Annotated in this window: 20 protein-coding genes; 3 read left to right on the top strand and 17 right to left on the bottom strand. The window is 32.8% G+C overall.

From position 1 onward, the window contains the following. Nucleotides 1-5: 5 nt before the first annotated feature. The 3 genes from V6624_RS23450 to V6624_RS23440 form a co-directional block, all read right to left on the bottom strand. Nucleotides 6-227: a DUF2795 domain-containing protein gene (locus V6624_RS23450; RefSeq protein WP_007138072.1), complete on the bottom strand. Its 222-nt coding sequence runs from the start codon at nucleotides 225-227 to the stop codon at nucleotides 6-8. A 216-nt stretch (nucleotides 228-443) separates the two neighbouring features. Then, complete coding sequence (locus V6624_RS23445) at nucleotides 444-1,013, bottom strand: cob(I)yrinic acid a,c-diamide adenosyltransferase (RefSeq protein WP_306156180.1); 570 nt, start codon at nucleotides 1,011-1,013, stop codon at nucleotides 444-446. Nucleotides 1,014-1,160: 147 nt separating this feature from the next. Beyond that, nucleotides 1,161-1,847 carry an ABC transporter ATP-binding protein gene (locus V6624_RS23440; RefSeq protein ID WP_338840421.1) on the bottom strand — a complete coding sequence of 229 codons (687 nt, stop codon included), beginning with the start codon at nucleotides 1,845-1,847 and terminating at the stop codon, nucleotides 1,161-1,163. 298 nt (nucleotides 1,848-2,145) lie between these two features. Here V6624_RS23440 and V6624_RS23435 point away from each other — a divergent pair, with 298 nt between their 5' ends. Beyond that, complete coding sequence (locus V6624_RS23435) at nucleotides 2,146-2,805, top strand: DUF6565 domain-containing protein (protein WP_338840420.1); 660 nt, start codon at nucleotides 2,146-2,148, stop codon at nucleotides 2,803-2,805. A gap of 66 nt (nucleotides 2,806-2,871) precedes the next feature. Here the strand turns inward: V6624_RS23435 and V6624_RS23430 are convergent, their stop codons facing one another. From V6624_RS23430 to V6624_RS23375, 12 genes are all read right to left on the bottom strand, one after another. Further along, nucleotides 2,872-3,273, bottom strand: coding sequence for an XRE family transcriptional regulator (locus V6624_RS23430; protein WP_338840419.1), 402 nt, complete (start codon nucleotides 3,271-3,273; stop codon nucleotides 2,872-2,874). 94 nt (nucleotides 3,274-3,367) lie between these two features. Next, entirely contained in the window at nucleotides 3,368-4,159 is a 792-nt protein-coding gene (locus V6624_RS23425; protein WP_338840418.1) for a class I SAM-dependent methyltransferase, read from the bottom strand. 9 nt (nucleotides 4,160-4,168) lie between these two features. Further along, on the bottom strand, nucleotides 4,169-4,639 hold the full coding sequence (locus V6624_RS23420; RefSeq protein ID WP_111289135.1) for an FKBP-type peptidyl-prolyl cis-trans isomerase: 471 nt from the start codon (nucleotides 4,637-4,639) through the stop codon (nucleotides 4,169-4,171). Between the two features lie 108 nt (nucleotides 4,640-4,747). After that, a complete protein-coding gene (locus tag V6624_RS23415) occupies nucleotides 4,748-5,113 on the bottom strand; it encodes a four helix bundle protein (protein WP_111289133.1) in 366 nt (121 codons plus the stop codon). A gap of 94 nt (nucleotides 5,114-5,207) precedes the next feature. After that, a complete protein-coding gene (locus V6624_RS23410; RefSeq protein ID WP_111289131.1) occupies nucleotides 5,208-7,070 on the bottom strand; it encodes an ABC-F family ATP-binding cassette domain-containing protein in 1,863 nt (620 codons plus the stop codon). A gap of 295 nt (nucleotides 7,071-7,365) precedes the next feature. Then, nucleotides 7,366-10,179: a M16 family metallopeptidase gene (locus V6624_RS23405; protein WP_111289129.1), complete on the bottom strand. Its 2,814-nt coding sequence runs from the start codon at nucleotides 10,177-10,179 to the stop codon at nucleotides 7,366-7,368. Between the two features lie 11 nt (nucleotides 10,180-10,190). Beyond that, a complete protein-coding gene (locus tag V6624_RS23400; RefSeq protein ID WP_338840417.1) occupies nucleotides 10,191-12,452 on the bottom strand; it encodes a Gldg family protein in 2,262 nt (753 codons plus the stop codon). A gap of 14 nt (nucleotides 12,453-12,466) precedes the next feature. Then, a complete protein-coding gene (locus tag V6624_RS23395) occupies nucleotides 12,467-13,417 on the bottom strand; it encodes an ABC transporter ATP-binding protein (RefSeq protein WP_111289125.1) in 951 nt (316 codons plus the stop codon). Nucleotides 13,418-13,478: 61 nt separating this feature from the next. Beyond that, on the bottom strand, nucleotides 13,479-14,846 hold the full coding sequence (locus V6624_RS23390; RefSeq protein WP_338840416.1) for a RagB/SusD family nutrient uptake outer membrane protein: 1,368 nt from the start codon (nucleotides 14,844-14,846) through the stop codon (nucleotides 13,479-13,481). A gap of 12 nt (nucleotides 14,847-14,858) precedes the next feature. Then, nucleotides 14,859-18,158, bottom strand: a complete 3,300-nt coding sequence (locus V6624_RS23385) for a TonB-dependent receptor (protein WP_338840415.1) — start codon at nucleotides 18,156-18,158, stop codon at nucleotides 14,859-14,861. 264 nt (nucleotides 18,159-18,422) lie between these two features. Further along, on the bottom strand, nucleotides 18,423-19,463 hold the full coding sequence (locus V6624_RS23380) for a FecR family protein (RefSeq protein WP_338840414.1): 1,041 nt from the start codon (nucleotides 19,461-19,463) through the stop codon (nucleotides 18,423-18,425). Nucleotides 19,464-19,683: 220 nt separating this feature from the next. After that, nucleotides 19,684-20,271, bottom strand: a complete 588-nt coding sequence (locus V6624_RS23375) for an RNA polymerase sigma factor (protein ID WP_111289117.1) — start codon at nucleotides 20,269-20,271, stop codon at nucleotides 19,684-19,686. Nucleotides 20,272-20,612: 341 nt separating this feature from the next. Between V6624_RS23375 and V6624_RS23370 the strand changes: the two genes are divergently transcribed. Continuing rightward, on the top strand, nucleotides 20,613-22,076 hold the full coding sequence (locus tag V6624_RS23370; protein ID WP_338840412.1) for a M28 family peptidase: 1,464 nt from the start codon (nucleotides 20,613-20,615) through the stop codon (nucleotides 22,074-22,076). 171 nt (nucleotides 22,077-22,247) lie between these two features. On the opposite strand, the gene V6624_RS23365 is transcribed toward V6624_RS23370, so the two are convergent. Next, complete coding sequence (locus V6624_RS23365; RefSeq protein WP_338840411.1) at nucleotides 22,248-23,213, bottom strand: T9SS C-terminal target domain-containing protein; 966 nt, start codon at nucleotides 23,211-23,213, stop codon at nucleotides 22,248-22,250. A gap of 126 nt (nucleotides 23,214-23,339) precedes the next feature. Between V6624_RS23365 and V6624_RS23360 the strand changes: the two genes are divergently transcribed. Further along, nucleotides 23,340-24,758 carry an undecaprenyl-phosphate glucose phosphotransferase gene (locus V6624_RS23360; protein ID WP_338840410.1) on the top strand — a complete coding sequence of 473 codons (1,419 nt, stop codon included), beginning with the start codon at nucleotides 23,340-23,342 and terminating at the stop codon, nucleotides 24,756-24,758. A gap of 3 nt (nucleotides 24,759-24,761) precedes the next feature. Here V6624_RS23360 and V6624_RS23355 read toward each other — a convergent pair whose 3' ends face one another. Then, on the bottom strand, nucleotides 24,762-25,499 hold the full coding sequence (locus tag V6624_RS23355; RefSeq protein WP_338840409.1) for a tyrosine-protein phosphatase: 738 nt from the start codon (nucleotides 25,497-25,499) through the stop codon (nucleotides 24,762-24,764). Nucleotides 25,500-25,565: the final 66 nt, after the last annotated feature.

The following is a 25,565-nucleotide window of genomic DNA, read 5'->3' as shown; positions in this document are numbered from 1 at the left end:
ATTTTTTAATATTCATCCTCATTCCAAAGATAATCTTCGTCTGTTGGATAATCAGGCCAAATTTCTTCCATTGATTCATATATCTCGCCTTCATCTTCGATTGATTGAAGGTTTTCTACTACCTCTAATGGAGCACCTGCTCTAATAGCGTAGTCTATAAGTTCATCTTTGTTAGCAGGCCATGGCGCATCACTTAAATAAGATGCTAATTCTAATGTCCAATACATCTGTTATCTGTTTAGTTTGTGCAAAAATAAATTTTTTACTGAAAAAGACAAGTAAATTTTGATTTATTTTAATAAAATTTAAGAACGTCCTTATTAGTAGTTAGTCTTCAGGCGCAATTTGCAGTGTGAAAACTGATGTTTGCTACTAATTACTACACTTTAAAGTATTCAGTTTTTGTGCGAGTTTGCAGTCTGAAAACTGAAAATCGTAACTGTTTACTTACGTGGAATCCATTTCACTTCCTCCGCTTTTAAGTCTGAGGACAACTTTCGTGCCAAGACAAAAAGGTAGTCAGAAAGTCGGTTTAAGTATGTAATTGCTATTTCTGGAACGTGTTCATTATGACTTAAATGCACTGCTAAACGCTCCGCTCGACGGCAAATACAGCGTGCTATATGACAATGTGACACGGTTGGGTGGCCACCTGGTAAAACAAAATGAGTCATAGGAGGAAGGCTTTCATCCATTTTATCTATTTCGTTTTCGAGTAATTCAATATCTGAGTCGATTATTCCAAGATTTTCTAAGCGGAGTTTTCCGTTTTTCAAAACTTCTTTCTCTTGTGGAGTTGCCAAAATGGCACCAACCGTAAAAAGGCGATCTTGAATTTCGATTAAAATAGTTTTATAATGTGAATCGATTTCTTGATCACGAATTAACCCGATATACGAATTTAATTCATCAACAGTTCCGTAGCTGTCAATTCTTATGTGGTCTTTTGGTACTCGGGTTCCTCCAAAAAGAGCTGTTGTTCCTTTATCGCCTGTTTTGGTATATACTTTCATTTTTTTAAGATGCTAAGGTTCTGAGATGCTAAGATTTTTAAGATTTCTCTTTTTGAGTTAAATTTAAAATCTTTCAAGATATTGAGATTTTCCTTTTGCGATTAAACGATTAACCAAATAAACGGTTAAACTATTTGAAATCTAAAATTATTTAGTTGTGTCGCTTTCGATCAAACCATCTCTTAAACGAATGACCCTATGCGCATAAGCTGCAATATCTTCTTCGTGCGTTACTAGAATTACAGTATTTCCTTGAGCGTGAATATCTCCAAAAAGCTTCATGATTTCTACAGAAGTTTTACTGTCTAAGTTTCCTGTAGGTTCATCGGCCAAAATAATAGACGGTTTGTTGACCAAAGCACGGGCAACAGCAACACGCTGGCGTTGTCCTCCAGAAAGCTGATTCGGCTGGTGATCCATTCTATCGGCAAGATTAACTTGATTTAGAACTTCGGTTGCGCGGGCAATTCTTTCAGATTTTCCATAACCTGCATAAATCATAGGAAGAGCTACATTATCTAAAGCAGTTGTTCTTGGTAAAAGGTTGAAAGTCTGAAAAACGAAACCAATTTCTTTGTTTCTAATTTCGGCTAACTCGTCATCTCGCATTTGGCTGACATCTTTTCCATTTAAAACATAACGACCAGATGTAGGAGTGTCTAAACAGCCTAATAAATTCATCAAAGTAGATTTTCCAGATCCGGAAGGTCCCATTAAAGCAACATATTCGCCTTTTTTTATTTCTAAATCTATTCCTTTTAAAACATAAACGATTTCGTTACCCAGAACAAAATTTCGTCTGATGTCGGTTATTTTAATTAATGGTTCAGCCATTTCTTCTTACAATTTTGGATTTAAAAGTACAAAACACTTTTCAATAAAAATGATAAGTAGTTCAGAATCGGATTTTGTTACAACAGTTCTTTCAGAAACAAGCATTCAAATAATATATTTTTCAAAGTAAAAAATGTTACATCTTTTCGAGGTGATTTTGCATAATTGTCATTATTTATTGTTTTTTATAGTTTTAATATGTTTTTAATTTTTTAAAAGTGATAATAATGTAATTTATTGGCTTAAGTATTTGGTAAATTTGATTATCTATTAATTAAATAATTAAACAATCAAGATTATGAAAAATATAAAAATAGTTACAGGAATTACATTATTAGTATTAGGATTGACATCGTGTAAAGATGAAAAACAAGAAAAGGCTCAAAAAACAGTAGAAAACTATGTAATCTATGTTGACTCAGTTAAAAATGTGGCCGCTGCCGATTTGAAAGATAATTGGACAAGTGTGGAAGCAGAATATGACAGAAGATCTCAAGAAGCTCAAGCGGCTTTAGCGGATATTAAAGATAATGCAGCCGCAACTGAAAAAGTAAATGCAAGTAAAATTAAATACGAAGAATTTAAAAATGAAATAACCGCCCAATTTGCCCCTCCAGCTCCTAGTCCAAAACAGCAATTAAGAGATGCTTTGTTTGGTGCAGGAAAAATTGGTGATGATATGAGTTTTAATTGGGTTAACGCTCAAAATATTCATAGCGTTTATCAGCAGTTTGTTCATACTGTAGAAAATAATAAGGATAAATATTCTAGAGAAGACTGGGATGAAATTAAATTAATGTATGAAGCTCTTGACAGCCGTAAAAATACAGTCGAAAAAGAAGGTTTGTCTGCTGAGGATAACAGAAAGATTGCTGGTTTGAAAATTAAGTTTGCACCAATGTATACTGTAAATAGAATGGGAGCAAAATCTGAAGAAAATAAAGATGCAAAAAAATAAATTTTAAAATTTTGAATTAGAAATGAAAAAGACGATCAGAAATGATCGTCTTTTTTATGTTTTAAATTATTTGCTAATTAGTTTTTCAAGCCTTGCCATCATTTCCTCTTTTTCTTTCAGCATACGCTCATATAACGCAATTTTTTCTTCATGCAATTGAATAATCTTTTCAATTGGATTGTAGTTGTTGATTATTAATCCAGTTGCGTAATCATGGGCATTGAACGTACTTGCAATAATATTTACTGCTTGCTCTTCATCAAAATTTTGAAAAGCTTCGACAGGAATTTTTAAAGAATTTGAAATTTGTTTAAGCAAATTATCTTCAATTATGTCTTTCTGTTCCAGTATGGAAATTTTTTTCTGGTTCCAATCTTCTCCCAAATCATAGGCCAATGCTTCCTGTTTGATGCCAAGCATTTCTCTGAAGCGTTTTACATTTCTTCCCTGATGAATTTTTTGTTCCATAATGAATGTCATTTTCTGAAGTTCCAAAGATAGGTTTATCTGTACTAAAAATCTGAATTTCAAAGATAAAAAAACATCTTATAAAACATCATTTTTATGCTCGAATAATAAAATGCTCTTTCGGTTGTTCTCGTCTAAAGAATACAAATCCCCATTGAAAAGTATCAATCGTAACTTTTACTTGAGGATGATTTTTAATGATTTCCCAAGCTTCTTCCATGTCTTCTGACCAATGAATATCATCGAAAATCCAAACGGAATCATTATCAATTGTTGGCAACAAAAGTTCAAAATAAGCTAAAGTTGCTTTTTTTGAATGATTGCCGTCAAAATAAATTAGGTTGTAATTTGTAGCTTGAATGTTCTCAGAAATTAAAAAAGATTCAAATTCAGAAATTACATTTTCAACATTATTACAATCAAATTCTGCCAAATAATTTTGAGCAACATTTGCAGTATTTGGACAGCCTTCGATTGTAACTACTTTTGCTTTCGTCCCGAGGCTTCGGGATCCTAAAGCCAACGCAGAAGTTGCCAAACCTAGCGATGTTCCAATTTCAAGAATATTTTTTGGCTGAAAATAATTGGTAACTCGAAATAATAATTCTGCTCGTTTTGGCGAAATTCCAGCTGTTTGTGCAATTTTAGAAATCTGTCTTTTATTGGATTTGAAAACTTTAGAACCTGCTCCAAAATCGGTTACTTCAATGAAATTTTTATTCTCTAAAAGTGATTTTCTGTACTTTTTTAGAATTGCATATTCTGGCTTTGCTTTCTTATCATAAAAACATTTTGTCAATAAATTAAAAACAAACGGCGAATGAACGGCGTGTTCGTTTTTAGAATTCCAAAGAAATTTTAGATAAGATTTTATTTGAAAAAGCATCTAGAAATATTAGTTTACTTTAATCAGTTTTACGTCGAAAATAAGTACAGAACCTCCGGGTATTGTCATATAATCATAACTGCCGTAACCTAAGCGTGCAGGTATTAATAGTACTCCAGATCCGCCTTCTTTAAAATAAGGAATACCTTCTGTCCATCCTTTAATTACTTGGTTTAAACCAAATGAAATTCCAGCGTCTTTACTTTGATCAAAAATTTTTCCGCTTGTAAAATAACCTTTATAAGCAACAGTTACATTCGAAGTTGCTGTTGGTTGAGCACCTTCACCTGGTTCATTAATAATGTAATAAAGACCAGAATCGGTTCTTGTTGCAGTTAAATTGTTTTTAGTTAAATAATCTTTAATTTCTTGTTCATTTTGTTCGGTGTAATCTTTTGGCGGTTCAGAATTATCTTTTTCTACACCTGTACAAGAAGCAAATAATGCTAAAGTAAATAATACGGTTAATAATTTTTTCATGTGGTATTTAATTTTTTTAAGGGCGTAAATATATGGAAATTAGTTTTTAGTCGCAGTCGCAGTCGCAGTCACAGTTTTCAGTTTTGTTGGATCGTATATTTTTATTTTCTAATTACATCCAAATTTATTCGGATTGTTAATCATATAATTTATCAGTTTTCCAATTTCAAGACTTTTAATATTTAACTTGTCAAAAGTCTCTTTGCTAATATATTCGCATTTTAATGAAAATTCAAGCCATGTGTTTGTTTCTGAATTTTCAGCATCGCTATCAGTCAATTTGCTAATAAAGTGATTTGTATATCTTCTTTTTCGATAAGATTCTGCAATATTTGCTGCAACACTTCTCGATGATCGTCGTATTTGATCTGTTAGCGAATATCTTTCTTCTTTAGGAAAAGCTTTTGACAATTCGAAAATTTCCATCGCAAGTTCAAATGATTTCTTATATGCCAATAATTCTTTATAATCCATTATCTAATTTTTTTCAAAATTAATAAAATTAAAGAATTTTCTTTCAAAAAAAAAACAAAACTGAAAACTGCGACTGAGACTGAAAACTTAAAATCTATCCTTCAAGTTTTGCAGAAAGCTCAAACCAGCGTTCTTCTTTTGCGTCGATTTTATTGATTATATTTTGAAGTTCGTTTGCTTTTTTCTCAATATCAGCATCAGCAACTTTTCCATCTGAGAATAATTGTTCGATTTTAGCTTTTTCAGCTTCAAGATCTTTAATTTCTCTTTCGATTTTTTGATATTCTTTTTGTTCGTTAAAGCTTAAATTTCCAGTTGGATTATTTTGTTTCCACTCTTTCTTTTCAGCTTTGTTTTCTTCTTTTTGAGCAACATCAGCGCTGTCTTCGTAAGCTCTGAAATCAGAATAGTTTCCAGGGAAATTTTCGATCTCGCCTTGTCCTCTAAAAACAAATAAATAATCGACAATTTTATCCATAAAATAACGGTCGTGCGAAACTACCAATAAACATCCAGGATAATCCAATAGGAAACTTTCCAGAACGTTCAAAGTCACAATATCCAAATCGTTTGTAGGCTCATCGAGAATCAAAAAGTTTGGATTCTGAATTAAAACAGTACACAAGTATAAACGCTTTAATTCTCCACCGCTTAATTTCTCAACATAATCATATTGTTTTTTAGCATCAAAAAGAAAACGCTCCAATAATTGGGAAGCCGAAATAATTTTCCCTTTTGTCAACGGAATATATTCTCCGTACTCTTTTATGATATCAATAACACGCTGACCCGGTTTTGGATTAATTCCAGACTGTGTATAATATCCAATTTTTATAGTATCTCCTTTAACAACGCGTCCGCTGTCTGGCGGAAGTGTTCCTGTCAAAAGATTTAAGAAAGTCGATTTTCCAGTTCCGTTTTTACCGATAATTCCGATTCTTTCTCCACGTTGAAAATCAAAACTGAAATTGTCTAGAATAACACGGTCTTTAAATTTTTTAGAAAGTTTGTGAAGCTCAATGATTTTGCTTCCCATTCTTTCCATATTAATTTCAAGCTCAACTTTATTTTCTTTTCGTCGGCTTTGTGCTTTTTCTTTAATAACGTAAAAGTCGTCTTGACGAGATTTAGACTTGGTTGTTCTCGCTTTTGGCTGGCGGCGCATCCATTCTAATTCTTTTACAAACAAGTTTTTTGCTTTGTCAATACTTGCATTTTCAGAAGTGATTCTTTCTTCTTTTTTCTCTAAATAGTAAGAATAATTTCCTTTGTATTGGTATAGTTTTCCGTTGTCTAATTCGATAATTTCATTGCAAACGCGTTCCAAAAAGAAACGGTCGTGCGTTACCATAAACAGAGTGATATTTTCTTTAGCAAAATAACTTTCAAGCCATTCAATCATTTCAAGATCTAAGTGGTTTGTTGGCTCATCTAGAATCAATAAATCTGGACGATTGATTAGAATTATTGCTAACGAAAGACGTTTTTTCTGTCCCCCAGAAAGATTTTTAACTTTAAGCTTAAAATCTTCTAGTTTTAATTTGAATAAAATCTGTTTGTATTGCGTTTCAAAATCCCAGGCATTATGCTGATCCATTGCATCAAAAGCTTTTTGATAAGCTTCTTCGTCAGAAGGATTTTCTAAAGCTTTTTCATAAGCTTCAATAACTTTAAGCGTTTCATTATCAGAAGCGAAAATACTTTCCTCAATCGTAAGTTCATCTTGAAGATTATTGTCTTGCGAAAGAAACGCCATTCGGATTCCTTTTCTTAAAACAACTTGACCAGTATCTGGTTCTTCCAAACCATTAATAATGCTCATAATGGTTGTTTTTCCAGAACCATTTTTTGCAATAAAAGCGATTTTTTGATCTTTATTAATTCCAAAAGAAATGTTGTCAAAAAGGACTCTTTCGCCAAATGACTTTGATATATTCTCGACTGACAAATAATTCATTCTGTTAAATATTTTGTTTTATAAATATAAGTCTCTAATTAGGAGTCTAATATTTAATTTAATAGCTTTTTGTAAAGCTGCAAAGATATCTTTTTGTTTAAAGAATAAAGAGCGCTTTTAAATTTATCTTCTAAATGTTTTAATAACGCCTATTAGATATGCAAACAAAATCTGTAAAACAGGAGACCAATCTTAAATTTCATTCCAGTTTTTATCAAAATTTCAAATACAAAAAAGGCTGTCTGGCAAAGACAACCTTTAATGACTAATAAAATAAAAAAAATGTATTCTAAAGCTATTGTTTGCCTGATTGCTCAGGGCTCATAATAACTTCTACACTACTGGAACTATCCACAATATGTTTGCTCAACTGCTGAATAGTTTTTTGGTTAATCTTTAATAGTAGATTGCTGTATTCATCATCTGATGAAAATGGAATCTGGTTTAGGCAGTAATTGTATATTGTGGAAGCCCAGAAAGTGTTTGTTTTAAGAGATTCTTCTCTGTTTTTAAGAAGCGCCTTTTTTATATCTTCAAGATCATTTGCATTTGCAGGTTTAGATTTTAAATCATTTATTTCTTTCCAGACAATCTGCATTAATTTTTCTTGTTTATCAGGATTACAGTCAAAAGTAAGCGCAAGGCTGAAGGATGGTTTTGGAATGATTTCCAGATTTCCGCCAACGTTTACGCCGTAGCTTCCGCCTTCTTCTTCTCTAATTGTCTGAAGGAAACGTTTCGAAAGCAATTCGCCAATGATGTATATTCCCATTGCATTTTCTTTACTGTATTCTATTTTTCCTGTAAGATTTAGATAAATTGTGCTTTTTACAACTTCCATCGGACGTTTGAAATGCACAACTGTTTTTCCTTTTTTTGGACCAATATTCTGATCTGCAAAAGTTTCTTTTACGGCAGGATTAGATTTTAAATTACCGATGTATTTCTGAATCAATTCTAGAGCACCATCAGGAATATTACCAACAAAAACAAAAGTAAAATCCGAAGCATTTTTAATTCGGTCTCTGTAAATGTCTTCTGCTTTTTTCAAATCAATGGTTTCTAAAAATTTTTCATCAAAAATAAAAGTCCTCGGATTATGATTAGAATTGGCTAAGGCAATAGAATCTTTAAATGTATTTCCATTATCTTTCTTTATAGTTTCTAAACGATTTTTATACTGTTCTTTTAAGATGTTAAAAATGTTTGGATCAAAACGAGGAGCTTCAAAAGAAAGGTACATCAGTTGCAGCATGGTTTCGAAATCGGCTTTGTTAGAACTTCCTTGAAAACCTTGTGTGTTCTCGCCAATAAACGGAGCAGATTGCGCTACTTTTCCAGTCAGTTTTTCTTTTAAAGCAATATTATCAAAATTGCCTAAACCAGACGATCTTGCAATTGTTGTAGCAATTTCGGCAGAAGCCAAATCTTCGGTTTTAATTAAGGATTTACCACCTTTAGAAAATGCTGTCATCACAACTTGATCTTGCGAGTAGGTTGTTGGCAATACAATTACGTTAGCACCATTTTCTAAAGTATAGCCTTTTGCTGCTATAATTCCTGGTACTTCAAATGTCTTTTTGATTGCAGCAGATTTTAATTCTTTTGCAATTAAAGGTTCATTATTCTCTTTTTTAGTATAAGGTTCTAAAGTCTTGTTTTCGACTTTTTTCATTACCTGAACTACAGCATCTTTATTGGGAAAATTTACTTTATCTTCATCAGAACCCGTTACCAAAACGACTTGATTGGTTGGTTTTTGAATGGTTTTGATATAAGTATTAATTTCTTCTAAAGTAATGCTTTTGATGATGCCAACAATCAATTTGTAATCATCTTCTACAGAAAGAAATGGTTTAGCTTTCAGGAAATAATTCGTCAGTTTATCTGCCCAAGAGTCGTTGTCAACTTTATCTTTATTACTTAAAAAATCATCGTAAGAACTTATAAAAAGTTTTTTAGTTCTGTCCAATTCTGTTTGTGCAATTCCAAAACGTTTTAAGCGTTCGGCTTCAGTGTAAGCGTCTTCAAAGGCTTCTAGTGTTTTTCCTTTTTTGGCTACAGCCGAAATATTAAAAGAAGTATTTAATCTCGAAATCGGCTCAAAATACGTTTTTAGACCTAAAGCCGAACTCTGGTTTTTTAAAATCAATTCTTTGAAACGATTGTTTAGAATGCTGGTGTAAAATGAATTCATCACGTTTTTACGACTCAAAATACTGTCTTTTACCAAAGGCTCATCTAAAACATATTGCAATGTAATATTGGTTGATGAGGCTTCTTTATCAGAGGCAGTTCCGAAATACAATTCATCATGTTTCGGAATTTCAGAATAGGTGCGTGCGGCAGCTTTTTTGGCTAAAGGAATTCCGGAAAAAATAGCTTTTACCTTTTCTTCCATTACTTTTACATCAATGTCTCCCACAATAATTACAGCTTGCAAATCGGGTCTGTACCATTTTTTGTAATAGTTTCTCAATTCAGGATATTTGAAGTTATTGATGATGTTTAAATCACCAATAACGTCTCTTTTACTGTATTTTGAACCTTTATACAAAACCTGATCCGTCTGCATTTTTAAACGGAAACCACTTGTACGGCGAGTTCTCCATTCTTCTCTGATTACACCTCTTTCGGCATCAATTTCTTCATTGGTTAAAGAAAGAGAACCAGACCAATCGTGTAAAACCCAAAGCGTAGAATCGATTAGTTTTTCGTTTGTTACAGGAACAGTACTGATATTGTAAACCGTTTCATCTTGAGCGGTATAAGCATTAATGTCTTTTCCGAAACTTACACCATTTTTCTCTAACATTTTAATGATTCCTTTTCCTTTAAAATGCTCAGTTCCGTTAAACGCCATATGTTCCAGAAAATGCGCCAATCCGTTTTGGCTGCCATCTTCTAAAATAGCGCCGACATTTTGAACGAAATAAAAACTGGCTCTGTCTTTCGGTTCTTCGTTATGCAGAATATAATACGTTAGACCGTTTTTTAATTTTCCGGTCGTAACGTTTTTATCCAGCGGAATTGTGGTTTTAAACTGCGAAAATGCGCCTTGAAAAGACAAGGCCATAATAGCAATAATGATATTTTTTTTAGTATTCATTTTTTTGAATTTTATCTTCTATTTCTTCGAATAAGTATAAAAGCTCCGCTTAGTATGATCAACAATGGAAAGATTCCGATAAACAAGATTTTGTCGATGAAAACTTGATTTGAAGTAATCGTGATTTTTTTGTCGGTTTTTTGAGGACGAGTAGTATCAATTGGGAATTGATAATTGCTGAACCAGCTGAAGATATCAGTTACAAATTGAAAAGTTCCAGATCCGCCACGACTTAATTCGGCATTGCCCATAAAATCAGCATCTCCCGCAACAATTATTTTTTGCGTTTTACCATTAATGTTTCTGGTTAACGCAGCCACCAACGGAATTTCTTTTAAAGAAGGCTGTTTCTTTAAATCTTCTGAAATGGAAGTAATTCCTGTCTGAGATTCCCAAACCAGTTGGTTATTAGTTTTTAAAAGAGGCGTAATTTTAAATCCGGTCTCTTTTGTCGTTGTAATACCGCTGCTTCCTAAAAATGGAATTGGGTTATTGATTTTACTCAATTTGATTACAGTAGAATCAACTTTTTTTTGAAGTTCAGTTACTAAGAAATCAGGAGAATTCGTTTCACTTTCTTGAACTAAAGTTTGTTTTGTAAATCCGATTCCAAGTTTATCTGTAATCGCAGCTAAAGCCGAATTCGTTTCTGGTTCTGCCAAAAGCATTAAGTTTTTTCCCTGATCGATATATTTTGTAATACGGTCAACAGCGCCTTGACTTAGTTGCGTTTTAGGATCTGCAATGATTAGAATATCAGTTTCAGAAGGAACATTCTGTGCATTGATATCAACAGAAGCAACATCAAATCCCTGATTGATTAACGAGTTTCTGAATGTTATTTCGTTAAATCCAGTTTTATAATTTTTATCTCCATTTTTTTCAATACTGCGTTCCATATTTCCAGTTGCAAATACAATTTTTACAGGATTGGAAACTAAGCGTTTTAATGAAGCTGAGATTTCTTTTTCAAATGGTACTTTAAATAAGTCATCAAACATTCTCAAGAAAGTCTTTTTTCCGTTGTATTCAACTGTTCTGACCACTCTGTTTTGTTCAGGTCCTAAATCGATAATTTTTTTGATCTCTGTAGGAGCATATAATTTTTTAAGTTTCATATCCTGCGACTCTACCATTTTTTCGGCAAGCTGTTTGTCGTTTAATCCTGGATTTTGAGCATATAAAGCTTCATTTGTTGAAGTGTCGTAATAATAAATATACTCCATTTCTATTTGAGGCAAAAAGCGGGTATATTTTGCAAAACTCGCTATGTCAGAATTCTGAGAGTAAGGCATTGCCATATAATAATTAATATCCAATAAGTTAACATAAGTCGTTATCTTAACAGGTCCTTCTATCTTATCAACGACATCTAAACTGCTTTTGGTTAATGTATTGTCTTTATTTCGTGTCATATCGTGATAAAAAGTAAGCGGTGCTCTAGAAGTGATATAACCAAGAGATAAGACAGCAGCTATTAATAAAGTATATTTTAAAACTCTTTTCGATACGGTTTGTGCATCTCTTCCTGTCTGAAGTTTATAAATACTCAACACAATAAAAAGACTGCTTACTAAAACAAAGTAAAAGACATCTTTGCTGATAATTAATCCTTCAAGCATTTCGTTGGCACGTCCAGCGATCGAAAGGAAATAGGTAATATCTTTTACAATTTCGACATCCTGCCAAAGTTTTCCAATAAAATTTAGACCTGCCAAAACTACTAAAGTACTAATGGCTGCTACAACCTGATAAGAAGTCAGACAAGACATAAAAAGCCCGATTGCAGCGTAAGTGCAAACTAATAAATACAAACCAATTAGTCCAGATATGGCAAACTTAAGATCTAAATTTTCTATAGAAAAATATGCAATAGCAACCTGCAGGCCTAAAATTGCTATGAACAGAAGGCAGTAAGCAGCAATGGCTAAATATTTACCTAATACAATGTCTTTAATTCTAATTGGTGAAGAAAGCAAAAGCTTAATCGAACCACTGTTAATTTCACGACTCACTAATCCCATTGTTAAAAGTGGCACATATAAGTAGAGATAATTTTGCATTTCGGTATATAAACCGCTGAAGCCTGAAAAAACAATTTGCGATAAATTGTCCATGCTTTGCCCGATTTTTTGAGCTTTTTCGAAACGTTCGATAGTGCCAAAGAATTTCCAGCTTGACTGGATTGAAAATATTACTAAAACAACCCATGCAACAGGCGAGTAAAACATAGTGTTGAGCTCTGTTTTAGCAATTCTATATATTGTTTTCATTTGTTTATTTTTATTTAAGAAAGAATAGCGTTTTTAGATGGGGCTTTTTTAGATAATTGTGCGAAGATTTCATCTAATGAAACTTTTTCAAATTGAATTTCGCGCAGTTTCCAGTTGTTGTAAACGCTTAATGAGATAATTTTTTCTGCAACTTCTTGTGTTCCGCTGAAAGTAATCTGTACTTTTTTGGGAGTTAGGAAAACGGCTTCTGTGATTTCTGGAATTTCTTTAAAGGCCTCAGCAGCTGGCGGATTTTCAAAGCTTGCCGTTAGTTTATCGGCTTCGATATAGTTGTTGAAAGCTTCAAGCGTGTCAGAAAAAACCATATGTCCATTTTCAATCATTCTGATATCCTGGCAGGTTGCCTGAACTTCAGAAAGAATGTGTGACGAAAATATTACGGCTTTATCCAATGCTATTTTCTTAATTAAATTTCGAACTTCCAGAATCTGATTCGGATCCAATCCGTTTGTAGGCTCATCCAGAACTACCAATTTTGGTTCGTGAATAATAGCTTGTGCAATCCCCACACGCTGTCTGTAACCTCCTGATAAATTTTTGATTAATCGGTGGCTGAAATGTGAAATTCCGCATTTTTCTTTTGCCTTTTCTACGGCGTTTCTTAGATTTTCTTTTGGCACTAATCTTAATTGTGCACAGTGAATTAGATATTCATCTACTGTCAAATCCAAGTGAAGAGGTGGCGTCTGCGGTAAAAAGCCAATTAGTTTTTTGGCTTCGACTGGGTTTTCTTTCAGATTAATTCCGTCAATATATATGTTTCCTTTGGTTTGATTTAAAACGCCACAAAGAATATTCATTGTAGTAGATTTTCCAGCTCCGTTAGATCCTAAAAGGCCTAAAATTCTATTTTCTTTTATTTCAAAACTGATATTTTGTATTGCCCAATCCTTACTGTATTGATGCGACAAGTCCTCAACTCTTACAATTGTTGTTGTTTCCATAGTGTTTTTTAAAATCGCAGGAATGAGTTTTACACATTCATTCCTGCGTTACTTTTAATATTTAGTATCCTGAATTTTGGGTTAAGAAGGGATTAGAACGAATAGCAGTTTCTGGGATAGGAAAAAGGCTGTCTGTAGATGACCATATTTTTCCTGTTGTAGCTCCTAGAACTTGATCTATTGTACCGCTTCTTTTAAGATCGAACCATCTGTGGCCAAATTCTCCAAATAATTCGCGTTCTCTTTCTAGCGAAATTAAAGCGGCTAATTGCGTTGGATCGGTTAATGTAGTTGAAGGTAATAATGCTCTGTTGCGAATTACATTTATATCTTGCTGCGCGCCAGTTATATCATTTGATTTTAGTCTCGCTTCAGCTCTTATTAAATAAAGCTCTGCCAATCTAAGAACCGTAGAACGCTCAACTGGACTTGAAACATAAGAGTTTTTATATTTTCTTGGCGCTAAAAATGATGTGCCGTCGCTTGCGGCAACACTTATAGTCCAGTTTGTTTTTCTGGCATCTCCGGTTTCAAACAATGTATTTCCTTTTCTAAGCATGTATGTTCCAGCGGTTGTATAGACTGCTGCACCTTCATAAGTATAAGCAGTTGTAAAATAAGGAATTTGTAGAATTGCCTCATTATTATCGGCAATAAAAGGACTATTTGTAGAAGTTAGATCTGTAATGATTTTATAAGTTGCTGTCTGACCGATTACAGAAGTGGCATAAGCTGAAGCATCACTCCATTTTCCTAAATAAAGATTTACTCTTGCTAGTAATGCCTCTGCAGCCCATTTGGTAGCTCTAATTCTTTGAGAATTATAATTAGAATAATCTACAGGAAGATCAGCTGCAGCAGCAGTCAAATCAAGTACAATTTGATTATAAACTTGGGTTTGGCTTGTACGTGGTGCTAAAGCAGATTGATCAACATTTGTTGTTAGTACCAAAGGAACATCGCCCCAAATGTTTGTCAAATAGAAATAACAGTAAGCTCTTAAAAATTTTGCCTCGGCAATCCAACGTGGAGTTTTGGTTGGCGTTAATGTTTTGCTTGCGCCGATTCCTTCTATAACACTGTTTGCATTATAAATAGTTTTATAAAACTCAGTCCACATGGAGCCAGTAGTTCCATCATTTTCAGGGATCTCATTTGTAGTATAAACGTTTTCCAATTGTGTTTTAAGGATAAGCTCGTCTGAAGTTTCTCCAAAAACATAATGCAATGATCCATAAAAAGTACCGGTAACCATACTTTGGTAGATTCCGTTTACAGCTGCTTCTGCAGTAGGATCGGAAGCATAAATAGTAACAGAAGATAATTCATTGCTTGGAAGATCAACCTCAAGCATTTGGTCGCAGCTCGTTAATCCAAGTAAAAGAAAAAACGAAAATATATAGGTGTATTTTATTGAAGTATTTTTCATGTCTTTTTAGATTTAAAATGTAAACTGTGTTCCTAATGTAATTGTACGTAACGGAGGTAAATTTAAACCTTGGGTTTCTGGGTCAAATCCTTTGTATTTTGTAAAAGTGACTAAGTTTTGTCCCTGAAGAGAAAGACGTATATTTTGTATGAATTTTTGAGTCTCCTGATCTAACGGAATAGTGTATGTTGCACTTACATTTTTTAGTTTGATATAAGATGCGTCAACAATAGTTGCTGTAGATCCAGCATAATTAAAAAAACTAGACTGATAGTTTGCGCTCAATACATTTCCTTGTGCTAAATATTCATTATATTCATCAACTTGATAATTAGCAAGACCATAAGGATATCCTGGCTGTACTGCAATAGATGAAAGTAGACTTCTTCCGTCTTGTTTTACAAACTGGAACAAAAAGTCAAGGGCAAAATTTTTGTATGAAATTGAATTTGAAATTCCACCATAATATTTCGGATAAGCAGCACCGTAGTATTTTCTATCGCCAAGTCCAGTCTGAGCAAATCCAGTTGAGATTTTTCCGTCTCCATTTACATCTTCAAACTGAGCAATACCATTTTCGTTTACTCCTGTAAAATTGTACAAATATCTACCGCTTAAAGCGTTTCCAACTACATAAGTAGAGTAGTAGCTAGATGTTTCTATGCCTGGAAAAGACAATAATTTGTTTGAATTTGTTGAAATATTGAAAGACGTAGTCCAATTCAAATTTTTGTTATGAATATTGGTTGTTGCCAAAGTAAATTCCCATCCTTTATTTTCAACTTCAGCATTTAAATTAGCTTGATAAGAAGTAAATCCAGCCTGCGGACTTAAAGTTGCGCTTACTAACTGATTTCCAGAAAGATTTCTGTAATAAGCCGTAGTGAAAGAGATTCTGTCATTAAGAAAACTTAAATCTATCGCAGCCTCAAATTTCTTTGTAACTTCCCATTGAAAATTTGGATTGGCAATTCTGGTCGCTGCCATAGAAGAATTTCCAATGCCATAAGTTGAAGTCGAATACGTATTTGCGTATCCGTAATCTCCAATAGCGTCGCTACCAACTTCTCCGTAACTTGAACGAAGTTTACCAAAACTTATGATACCATTATCTTTTAGAAAGTTCTCTTCTGAGAAAACCCATGCGCCACCAATCGAACCAAAATTACCATAACGGTTATTAGCTCCAAATCGAGAAGAACCATCTCTTCTAAAGTTGGCGTTAAGAATATACTTATTTTGAATATTATAGTTTACCCTACTGAAAAGAGATGCATATTTATATTCTGATGAACCATTGTAGATTGTTGCTGTTGCTGCAGTTCCTGTAATACCTACAAGGTTGTCAGAGCTGTAACCTGAAGTATTTACATAAGAAGGCATGCGTGACTTTCTATTTTGCCATGAACCACCAACTAAAGCAGTAAGATTACCTTTCCATAAAGGAGTTGTATAATTTAATTGCGGATCAATACTGAAATTGTTAGTATTATTGATTGAAACCGTATAGCTTCTAGATGTATTCAATGAAATATTATTTGCTGTATAATACACATTATTCATTCCCGATGCAGGTAAAAATTGCTCAGAAGTCATTTGTGCTCTTCCGTATCCTAAATCAGTTTTAAAAGATAATCTTTTTGCAATTTCGTATTGAAGGCTAAAACTTGTAATTAAATTATTTCCTTTATCCTCAACTCTTCTGTCTAAAGCTGCCAGCGGATTTACATCACTAAAATAAGTTGGTGACCAGTAGTATGATCCGTCTGCATTATAAATAGTGTGGTTTGGCGCCGTGTTAACAGCATAATTGGTAATATCGTAATAAGGCAGTTTGTTATCATCTGCTGAAAAAATAACTGAAGCTCCTATTTTCAGTTTTTTGTTTAATGTAGAGTGGTTAATATTAAAGTTTGTAGAAAACTTATTATACCCAAAATCTCCTGGCAAAACAGTAGATTCTTTATGATAAGCACTACTCAATAAGAAGTTTGTATTTTCATTTCCTCCTTTTAAACTTCCAGAGAAATTTGTAAAATCGGCAGTTCCGCCAATTAATTTTTCCTGCCAGTTAGTATAGGCATTTTGATCAAAATCTGTTAAAGCAATTCCTGTACTAAAGCTGCTTGGCTGTGCATTAGCATTTGTTAGTGCTGTACGAAGCATGTTTAAATAAGTTGGAGTATCTAAAGTTTTCACCATGTGTGCTACGTCAGAAATCCCAGAGTTGGTATTAACAGTAAAGACTGTTTTTCCTGCTTCTCCTTTTTTTGTAGTAATAAGAACAACCCCATTTGCACCTCTAGATCCGTAGATTGCAGTTGCATCGGCATCTTTTAGAATTTCAATGCTTTGAATATCGTTTGGATTTATAACATTTAATGGACTTGTTGATTTTTGAGCACCTCTAATTACTCGATCAGATTGTACTTGCTCTTTAATATCATCTCCAATGTAAGGGACACCGTCAATTACATATAACGGAAGGTTATCCCCCGCAATAGAGTTTGTTCCACGAATGCTGATATTCATATTACTTCCTGCATATCCAGAAGTTTGTGTCACAAATACACCAGGAGTTCTTCCTTGTAAACTTTGCAGAATATTAGTTATCGGCTGTTTTTCAATATCTTCGGCAGTAATTTTAACCACAGAACCTGTTGAGGTTCTTCTAGTAGTTGTACCATATCCAATAATTACAACCTCGTCGAGTTTTGCTAAGTCAGGCTGCATTTTGATTGTAATTGTAGTTTGGTTTTCAACCGTAACTTCTTGAGTTTTATAACCTAAATAAGATATTCTCAAGACATGTTTTCCTTTAGGCAATTCGATAAAAAATTGTCCGTCAAAATCAGATATTCCTTGTTTGTTACCTCCTACAACAGCAACAGAAACACCAGGAAGAGGCTGTCCATTTTCATCAAGCACTTTACCATTAAGCATAAAATCGACATCTTTTTCATTTTCTGTTTTTTCTGGAGCTTTGGCAACTTCTTTTTTATAGATTACTACATTTTTGTCAACTTGTTTGTAGACCAAATTTGTACCTTGAAATACAGAATTTAAAATTTCACTAACGCTTCTTCGTCCTCGTTGAGTCGTTACTTTTGGAAAGTCTTTTATGATTTGCGGCTGATACGCAAACAATAAACCTGTTCTACTTTCGATGGTTTTAAACAGCGTTTTAATATCTTGATTATGCAGTTCAATATCAACGGATATAGACTCTATATTCTGACCGCTCATTTCTGTTGCGAAGATCATATGAGTGCCGCAGGTCAGTAAAAAAATGTGGAATAGACTGATTCGCATAATCATAATTGTTTTTTTTGACAAGTGAAAAAAAGATGATTTCTTTTCCCTGTCAAACATGGTTGTTTTACAGCGTAATTTCATAAATTTGCTTGTTTTTTAATGGTTACTGGATTAATTGTTAAAAATCTAGGCCATCTGGTGTAGGAGCTAGATGGCTTTTTTAATTTAGTTTTGGTTAATTGTTTTCTGTTTTTAAGGTTAATATTTATTTTCTAAGCTTTCTAAGTAGGAGGTTAGTCAGCTTAATCTCTTTTTTATTTTTTATTCACAGCCTTTTCCGTTCAAAATGACAGTTCCTGCTTTATTGTAATGATATTCAGTTTCAATAACACTGCTTATTACTTTCAAGACATGATCTAAATCTTCTTCGTTTAAGAAACTTGCTGTTATTCGGCAATTCTTAATTTTATCATTCGAGATCAAAATCTGCACTTTGTATTTTTGAGAAATTAATGAAACGGCTTCAGCCATATTAATATCATCCAGAATTAAGTAATTGCTTTTCCATTCGGTTACAATGGCCGCGCTTACGTTATTCTGTTCAAAGTTTAAAGTGCTTTTGTTAACTTTAATTTGCTGATTAGGAGTAATTACGCCGTATATTTTTTCGGTATCACCAACCTGAACTTTTCCGCGAGCAACCGTAACTTCAATGTTGTTAGAAGAATTTTGAGCATTAATATTAAAAGCAGTTCCTAAAACTCTAGTTTGAATTTTGCCAGTATGCACGATAAATGGTTTTTTAGGATTGTGTTTAATGTCAAAAAAAGCTTCACCAGTAAGAGTTACTTCACGAGTTTCGGAGTCAAAAGAATTCTGATCGTATTTTAAAGTACTGTTATCATTTAAAAGAACAGTACTTCCATCAGGAAGATGCACTAATTGTTTTCCGCTAAAATCAATTAAAGTATTTTGTGCCACAACAACTGGTGTCTCTAGCGTAATAGGAAGAGTTGTTTTTTGTTTAAAAAACAACGAATTACCCAAAGCAATCAATATAGTAATGCTGGCTGCCGCAAAAAGAGATTGTAAAATTACTTTTCTTCTTCTCTTCGGATTCAGTTCCACAACTTTAGATTCGCTTTGCGGTTTAGATAAAATGTAATTCAGAATATCGTCACTCTGTTTTTTATCCATTACATCTATAGCGTAATTTCCTTTCAGCATATCATGAATTTTTTCCTTAAGAAAATCATCATGCTCTCCCTGCTGAATTATTTCCATCATTTGCTGCTGTTCCGCATCAGATAGATTATTCTGCAGATAGCCTTCAAATAACTCTTCGAATTTTTTTTGCTGCATTTGTTTCGTTAATTAAATTAGTACTTGTTTGTAAATGATAGATTGGAGTTTTTTTCTTTTTTTTCAGCCCTTCTAATTTCAGGGATAAGAACACGTTTAATATGCTCCTTTTAGATAAAGACCATTTAAAAAAGGGGAGGGAGTAGTCGAAAATGAAAAAAATGTAAAAAAAATGTAAAAAAATACGAATTGAGGCTTTTTTGAAAGAAAAAACTTTAGCCTAGAATTTTAAAAATAGAAGAAGCGACATGAATATATTCATGTAAGGAGAAATTTTAAGACGAATAAATTTTAGAGCCTGAGCCATATGCTTTTTTACAGTCTCGGTAGAAATTCCTAAATCTTCACCAATTTTTTGATGGCTCAATCCGTCCCATTTAGCCATTTTATAGACTTTTTGCTGCTGAGGCGGAAGCTGATCTACAATCTGGTTCAAAATAGTAGTATACTGTTCGTCTTTTATATTGCTATCAGTATCAATAAAACCGGTATCTTTTTGATTGATTTCGGTTATAAGATTAGTTTCTCGAGCAATCTTTTTTATCGAGTTGAATAAATGATTGCGGGAGATTATATAAATGTAATTTTCAAAGCTGTCAATCTCCGACAAATTTTCTTTATTCTGCCAAATTTTCAAGAAAATATCTTGTACAGCTTCTTCAGATAAGATTTTAGACTTAGTAATTCTTAAAGCAGTAGAGTAAACAATATTTTTATATTGATTGTACATATTTGTAAAAGCAAGCTCACTTCCTTGAGATAATTCAAGAAGAAGTTTTTTTTCGTCAATATTTGAATTTTGAGCCATGTTTTTAGTAACAATCAATTTAGCAATATTATTTATTTTTTTTGAAATGAAGATTATTTATCGATAATATGCCTCGAAAAATGTTGTTTTACCATTATATCATTAAAATAATAAATTATCGTAAAAATAAGCAATGCTCTTTTGAATAAGATTCAATAGCGTTTTATTTTGATGTTTGATATATTGTAGGTTAAGTCTTGTTTTTATTGAAAATTGAGCAGAATAGAATTGAAATTTTATCTTTTTTTGAAGTATATTTATAAAAAACATAGATTTGTCTTTTTTTCAGACCCTTCTTTTTTTATCAGAAAATTATTCAATCTTTAATTTGATTTTTAATTATGAAGAAGAAGTTATTTTTATTATTCAGTTTAAGCTGTAATGTGATTTTTTCACAAACGGCAAAAAAACCTTTGGTTAGCGCTATAACTTTAAAGGATCTTAAAACAGATATGTACCAAATGGCTGGTGACCATTTTAATGGGCGCGAAGCAGGTACTTTAGATGAATTAAAAGTTTCCGTTTGGCTGGCAGAAAAAGCAAAAGAAGCCGGAATGTCGCCCGCTGGAGACGATGGAACTTTTTTTCAGTTTTTTGATTTATACAGACATCAGGTTACCAATAATTCCAAATTTAAAATCGGGCAAAAAGAGTTTAAATTATGGAATGAAGTTCTGATTGCTGAAACAACTACAAACAAAGTCGAAGCACCAATATTATTTTTAGGGAAAGTTTCTGCAGAAGAAATCAGAAAGATAGATGTGAAAGGAAAAGCTGTTGTTGTTCTGGCATCAAAAGACGGAATTTCAGATAATATCTCGCTTTTTGAACGACGTTATCCCGGATTTGTGAAACAGAAATATTACGAAGATTTAGCTTATAGAGGTGCGGCCGCTCTTATTATTGTTGCAGATGAATTTGGCGAAAAATGCTGGTCTGAAGTAGAACCGCAAATGAAACGCGGTGTATATGGTATTGAAGGATATCGAGATAAAATGCCGCTTCCGCCTAGAATGCCCGCTTTTTGGGTTCATAACGATCAATTGGAATTTCTTAAAAACACAAAAGAAAATTTATCAGCCGAAGTGATTTCTGAAACCTACAAATATCCATCGGTGAATGTTGTTGGAAAAGTAGAAGGTAAAGATGCTAAATTAAAAAATGAATATGTTCTTTTCAGTGGACATCAGGATCATGATGGCGTAAGGCAAAAATACGGACAAGATTCAATTTATAATGGGGCAGATGATAATGCAAGTACTTGTGTCGCAATGCTTGCAATTGCAAGAGCATTTAAAAAACAGCCAGGAAAAAGATCTGCTTTATTTGTATTTCATGGTTCAGAAGAACGCGGTTTATTAGGGTCTAGTTGGTATGCTGAACATCCGACCGTACCAGAAAAAGATATAATTGCAGTGTTAAACGGAGACATGATTGGCAGAAATGACATTAATCAAGCTGCTCTTTTAGGTTCAAGTGATCCGCATCAAAATTCTTTAGATTTAGTAAATGCAGCTAAAAAAGCTAATGATGAAGGACCAAAATTCGAACTTGATAAGCTTTGGGACAGACCTGAACATCCTGAATTCTTTTATTTTAGATCAGACCATCTGCCTTATGCTAGAAAGAATATACCAGCAGTATTTTTTACAAGTGTTTTGCACAGCCAATATCATACGCCAATGGATGAATCTGAGAATATCGATTTTGCAAAACTGCATAAAATGACGGAATGGATATACCGTACAGGCTGGATTTTAGCAAATGAGTTGCAAAGGCCGAAAGTTATCAATAAAAAACAATAAGCAAATAGTTTTTTTAACCACGCAGAACAGGTGCTCAATTAAAGGAGCACCTTTTTTTGTCAAATATTTAATCGGGAAATCTCAGAAAAAGTGAAATTAGTTTGTATCAATTTGACTTCTGCAAAAGAAGCTTGACTTTTATTTAATGTGCTAAAAAACATTAACTTCAAATTATTTATGGAGATACGATCCAAGTATAGAACTCAAATCAAAATAATGAATTTGCTGTGGAACATTTATTACTGGTTTTCGAACAAGAGATTCATTCGTTAAAAAATAATGTAAACCATCTTTTGTTGTAATTCCTTCGATTTGATGAAAAGGAAGTTTTAAATCGATTCGTCTTTTATTTCCAGATAAAAAATCTTGATCTTTAAAATCATAAAGCAGATATAAAAAAGGTTTTCCAACTTTGGTGTAGCCACACAAAGCAATTAGTTTTTTGTTTTCCAAATAAGTGGCACCAGTGACCAAACCTTTTGTGTCTAATGTAGATTTTAATTTCGCAATCTGAGATCCAGATTCTTTTGAAAGTCTATAAATAGTAGTTTTAGACGTTTTCCATTGTTTGGTAAACAAGTAAATGCTGTCTTTGGAAACAATAAAGGCTTCGCAATCGAAATCGGTTTTATTTGGTTTTGAAGGAGAATAATCGGTTTGATCAGAATAAGTGAATGAAATGGTTTCAATTTTCGGATTTTCCTCTAAAAAAGATTTTTTTTCGATTTTAAGAATTTTCAAATCAGTTCTGTTCCCTGAATAATTATTTCCAAAATCACCAATATAAATATGTGTGCTGTCTTGCGCGATTTCTTCCCAATCATGATTGATAACTTCAGGAAGAACAATTTTCTTTTTAATTTTTCCCAAAGAATCCAATCCGTAAATGGTTGTATCGTGATCGTCATTATGCGTCCAAAGCAAATTTTCGAAAGCAATTAATCCCGAAGTTTCCTTTATAGAATCACTTAAACGAATTGAATATTCTGGCTTTAGATGTAAATTTTTATAGTTACAATTTCCATCATTTTGTTCAGCTGCGGCATTGTAATTTTCAGCTTTCGGATCTGTACACGCCGAAATTTGCGAGTATATCGAAGAAGTAAAGGCAAAAAAGAAGACTATAATTTTTAACATACGTTAAAGGTAAAGTTTTAAATAATTAGAAGAAAATAAGTACCAAAAAATATAATTTAAATGTTATTTTGCATCGATTTTATTTTTGACATTTTTTTGTCTTTTAGGATAAAGTTGAACTCCGTCATGAAAATTTTGCAACAATTATCTCATTACCGAATTTCGCGTTACTTCAAGCTTTTGTTTGTTGTGGTAGATGTTATATTACTGAATTTAGCAACAGTACTTTCTGCATTGGCAAGATTTGGTAGTTTAGATAAATTGTTATCCAAAGAAGAAAGAACGGTTTCTTTGTTAGCCGCTTTAGTGTGGATTGCATTATTACTTCAAAGCGATTCGAATAGAAGCATTCGTATAGAACCTATAGAATCTATTTTATGGAGAACAATTAAAAAGATTTCAATTCACGCAGCTTTAATTTCTGTTTCGGTTGTTTACCTGAAATATGGCGATATATCAAGGCTTAGAATGGTATATTTTTATTTGATCTTTTTTGGTCTGCTAATGTTTACAAGGTTTTTTTCTATGAAACTTCTAAAATATATTCGAAGTAAAGGGTATAATTTTAAGACATTTATAATCGTCGGTGCCAATGAAAGTGGAGAAAGAATTCGTAAAGTACTCGGAAAAGATTTGACTTACGGATATCGATTTTTAGGTTTTTTTGATAAAAAAAATATAGAAACAATCGTTGATCCAGCTCTTATCATCGGACAATTTGATGAGGTAGAAAATTTTGTAATTGATAAGAAAATCGATGAAATGTATGTTGCATTACACATTGAAAACATCGAGATAATTAATGAACTTATTAGGATTTGCGAACAGAATATGGTTCGTATAAAATTTATTCCAGATTTCCAGCTCTACACAAAAGCAAGCAGAGTAGAAGTTACTTTTTATGAAAACACTCCTGTTTTAATGTTTCGTACAGAACCAATGGAGTTCGCTTCGAACAGGGTTATAAAAAAGATTTTTGATGTTTGTTTTTCAAGTCTGGTAATATTGCTGATTTTTCCGTGGCTGTTTCCTATAATCATGATTATTATAAAATTAGAATCGCCTGGCCCAATATTTTTTAAACAAAAACGATCTGGACGAGATAATAGAACTTTTACATGTTTGAAATTTAGAAGTATGCATGTTAATGTTTTAGCACACAATAAACAAGCTGAAAAAGGAGATGCCCGTATCACTAAATTTGGCGCTTTTATTCGTAAAACCAGTATCGACGAATTACCTCAGTTTTTTAATGTTTTTTGGGGTGATATGTCTGTTGTAGGGCCAAGACCGCACATGGTTAAACTTGCTAAAGAATATAGCGATTTGATAAGTAATTATTTAGTACGCCAATATGCGAAACCAGGAATTACAGGTTGGGCGCAGGTAAATGGTTATAGAGGCGAAACTAAGGTTTTAAGCGATATGGAAAATAGAGTAGAATACGATATCTGGTATATCGAAAACTGGAGTTTTCTGCTCGATATGAGAATTATAGCTAAAACCGTTATTAATATTTTTAAAGGAGAAGAAAACGCCTATTAGATTTTAAAATTTAAAAAACTGATTATTCGTTATAACCTCTTTTAAAGGATCTATATTTTTAATTTTTAGTTTGTTATCAAAAGCTTCAATATGCTTTTTATGATGAACATCGGTTCCACAAAAATCATACATTCCTTTCTCTAAAAGTTCATCGGCCATTTTAGTGATTTTAGAACCGTAGTATTCTACAGTAGAAAGTAAATTCAACTGAAAACGACATCCAGCATTTTTTAATTTTTCGTACTCTGAAAATTTATTATGATAGAAAACATATCTTTCAGGATGTGCCAAAACAGGAATATAACCTGCAACTTGTATTTCAAAAATTGTTTTATAAATGTTTAAAGGAGCATTTAAATAAGACATCTCCACTAAAACATAATTGTCTTTTAAGGTAAGCAGCTTTTCTTCTTTAAAGTGATTTTCAAACCAGCTGTCTATAAAATATTCTGCGGCAGCCCGTATTGGGGTTTCAATTTTATTTTCTTTTAATGCATTTTGGGTTTCCTGAAGTTTAGATTGAATAATTTCAGGAGAATTGTTCCAAACATAATGATTGATATGCGGAGTTGTAATAATTTGAGAAATACCTAATTCTTTCAGAGATTTTGCAAGCGCAACTGATTTGGTAATATTTTTAGCTCCGTCATCAATTCCTGGCAGAACGTGAGAATGAATGTCTACAAAACTACCGTCTAATAGCTCTTTTAAAATGGGTTTAGATTTGAAAAATGACAACATGGGGTAAAAAATGTGTGACTCAATTTATTAGAGTACAAAATTAATCTAGAATTTCTAATAAGACAT

The organism is Flavobacterium ginsenosidimutans, from assembly GCF_037478105.1.
GTDB classification, from domain to species: Bacteria; Bacteroidota; Bacteroidia; order Flavobacteriales; family Flavobacteriaceae; genus Flavobacterium; species Flavobacterium ginsenosidimutans.
The sequence above is the reverse complement of the archived record's forward strand: the minus strand, read 5'-3'. Positions and strand labels throughout refer to the sequence as shown.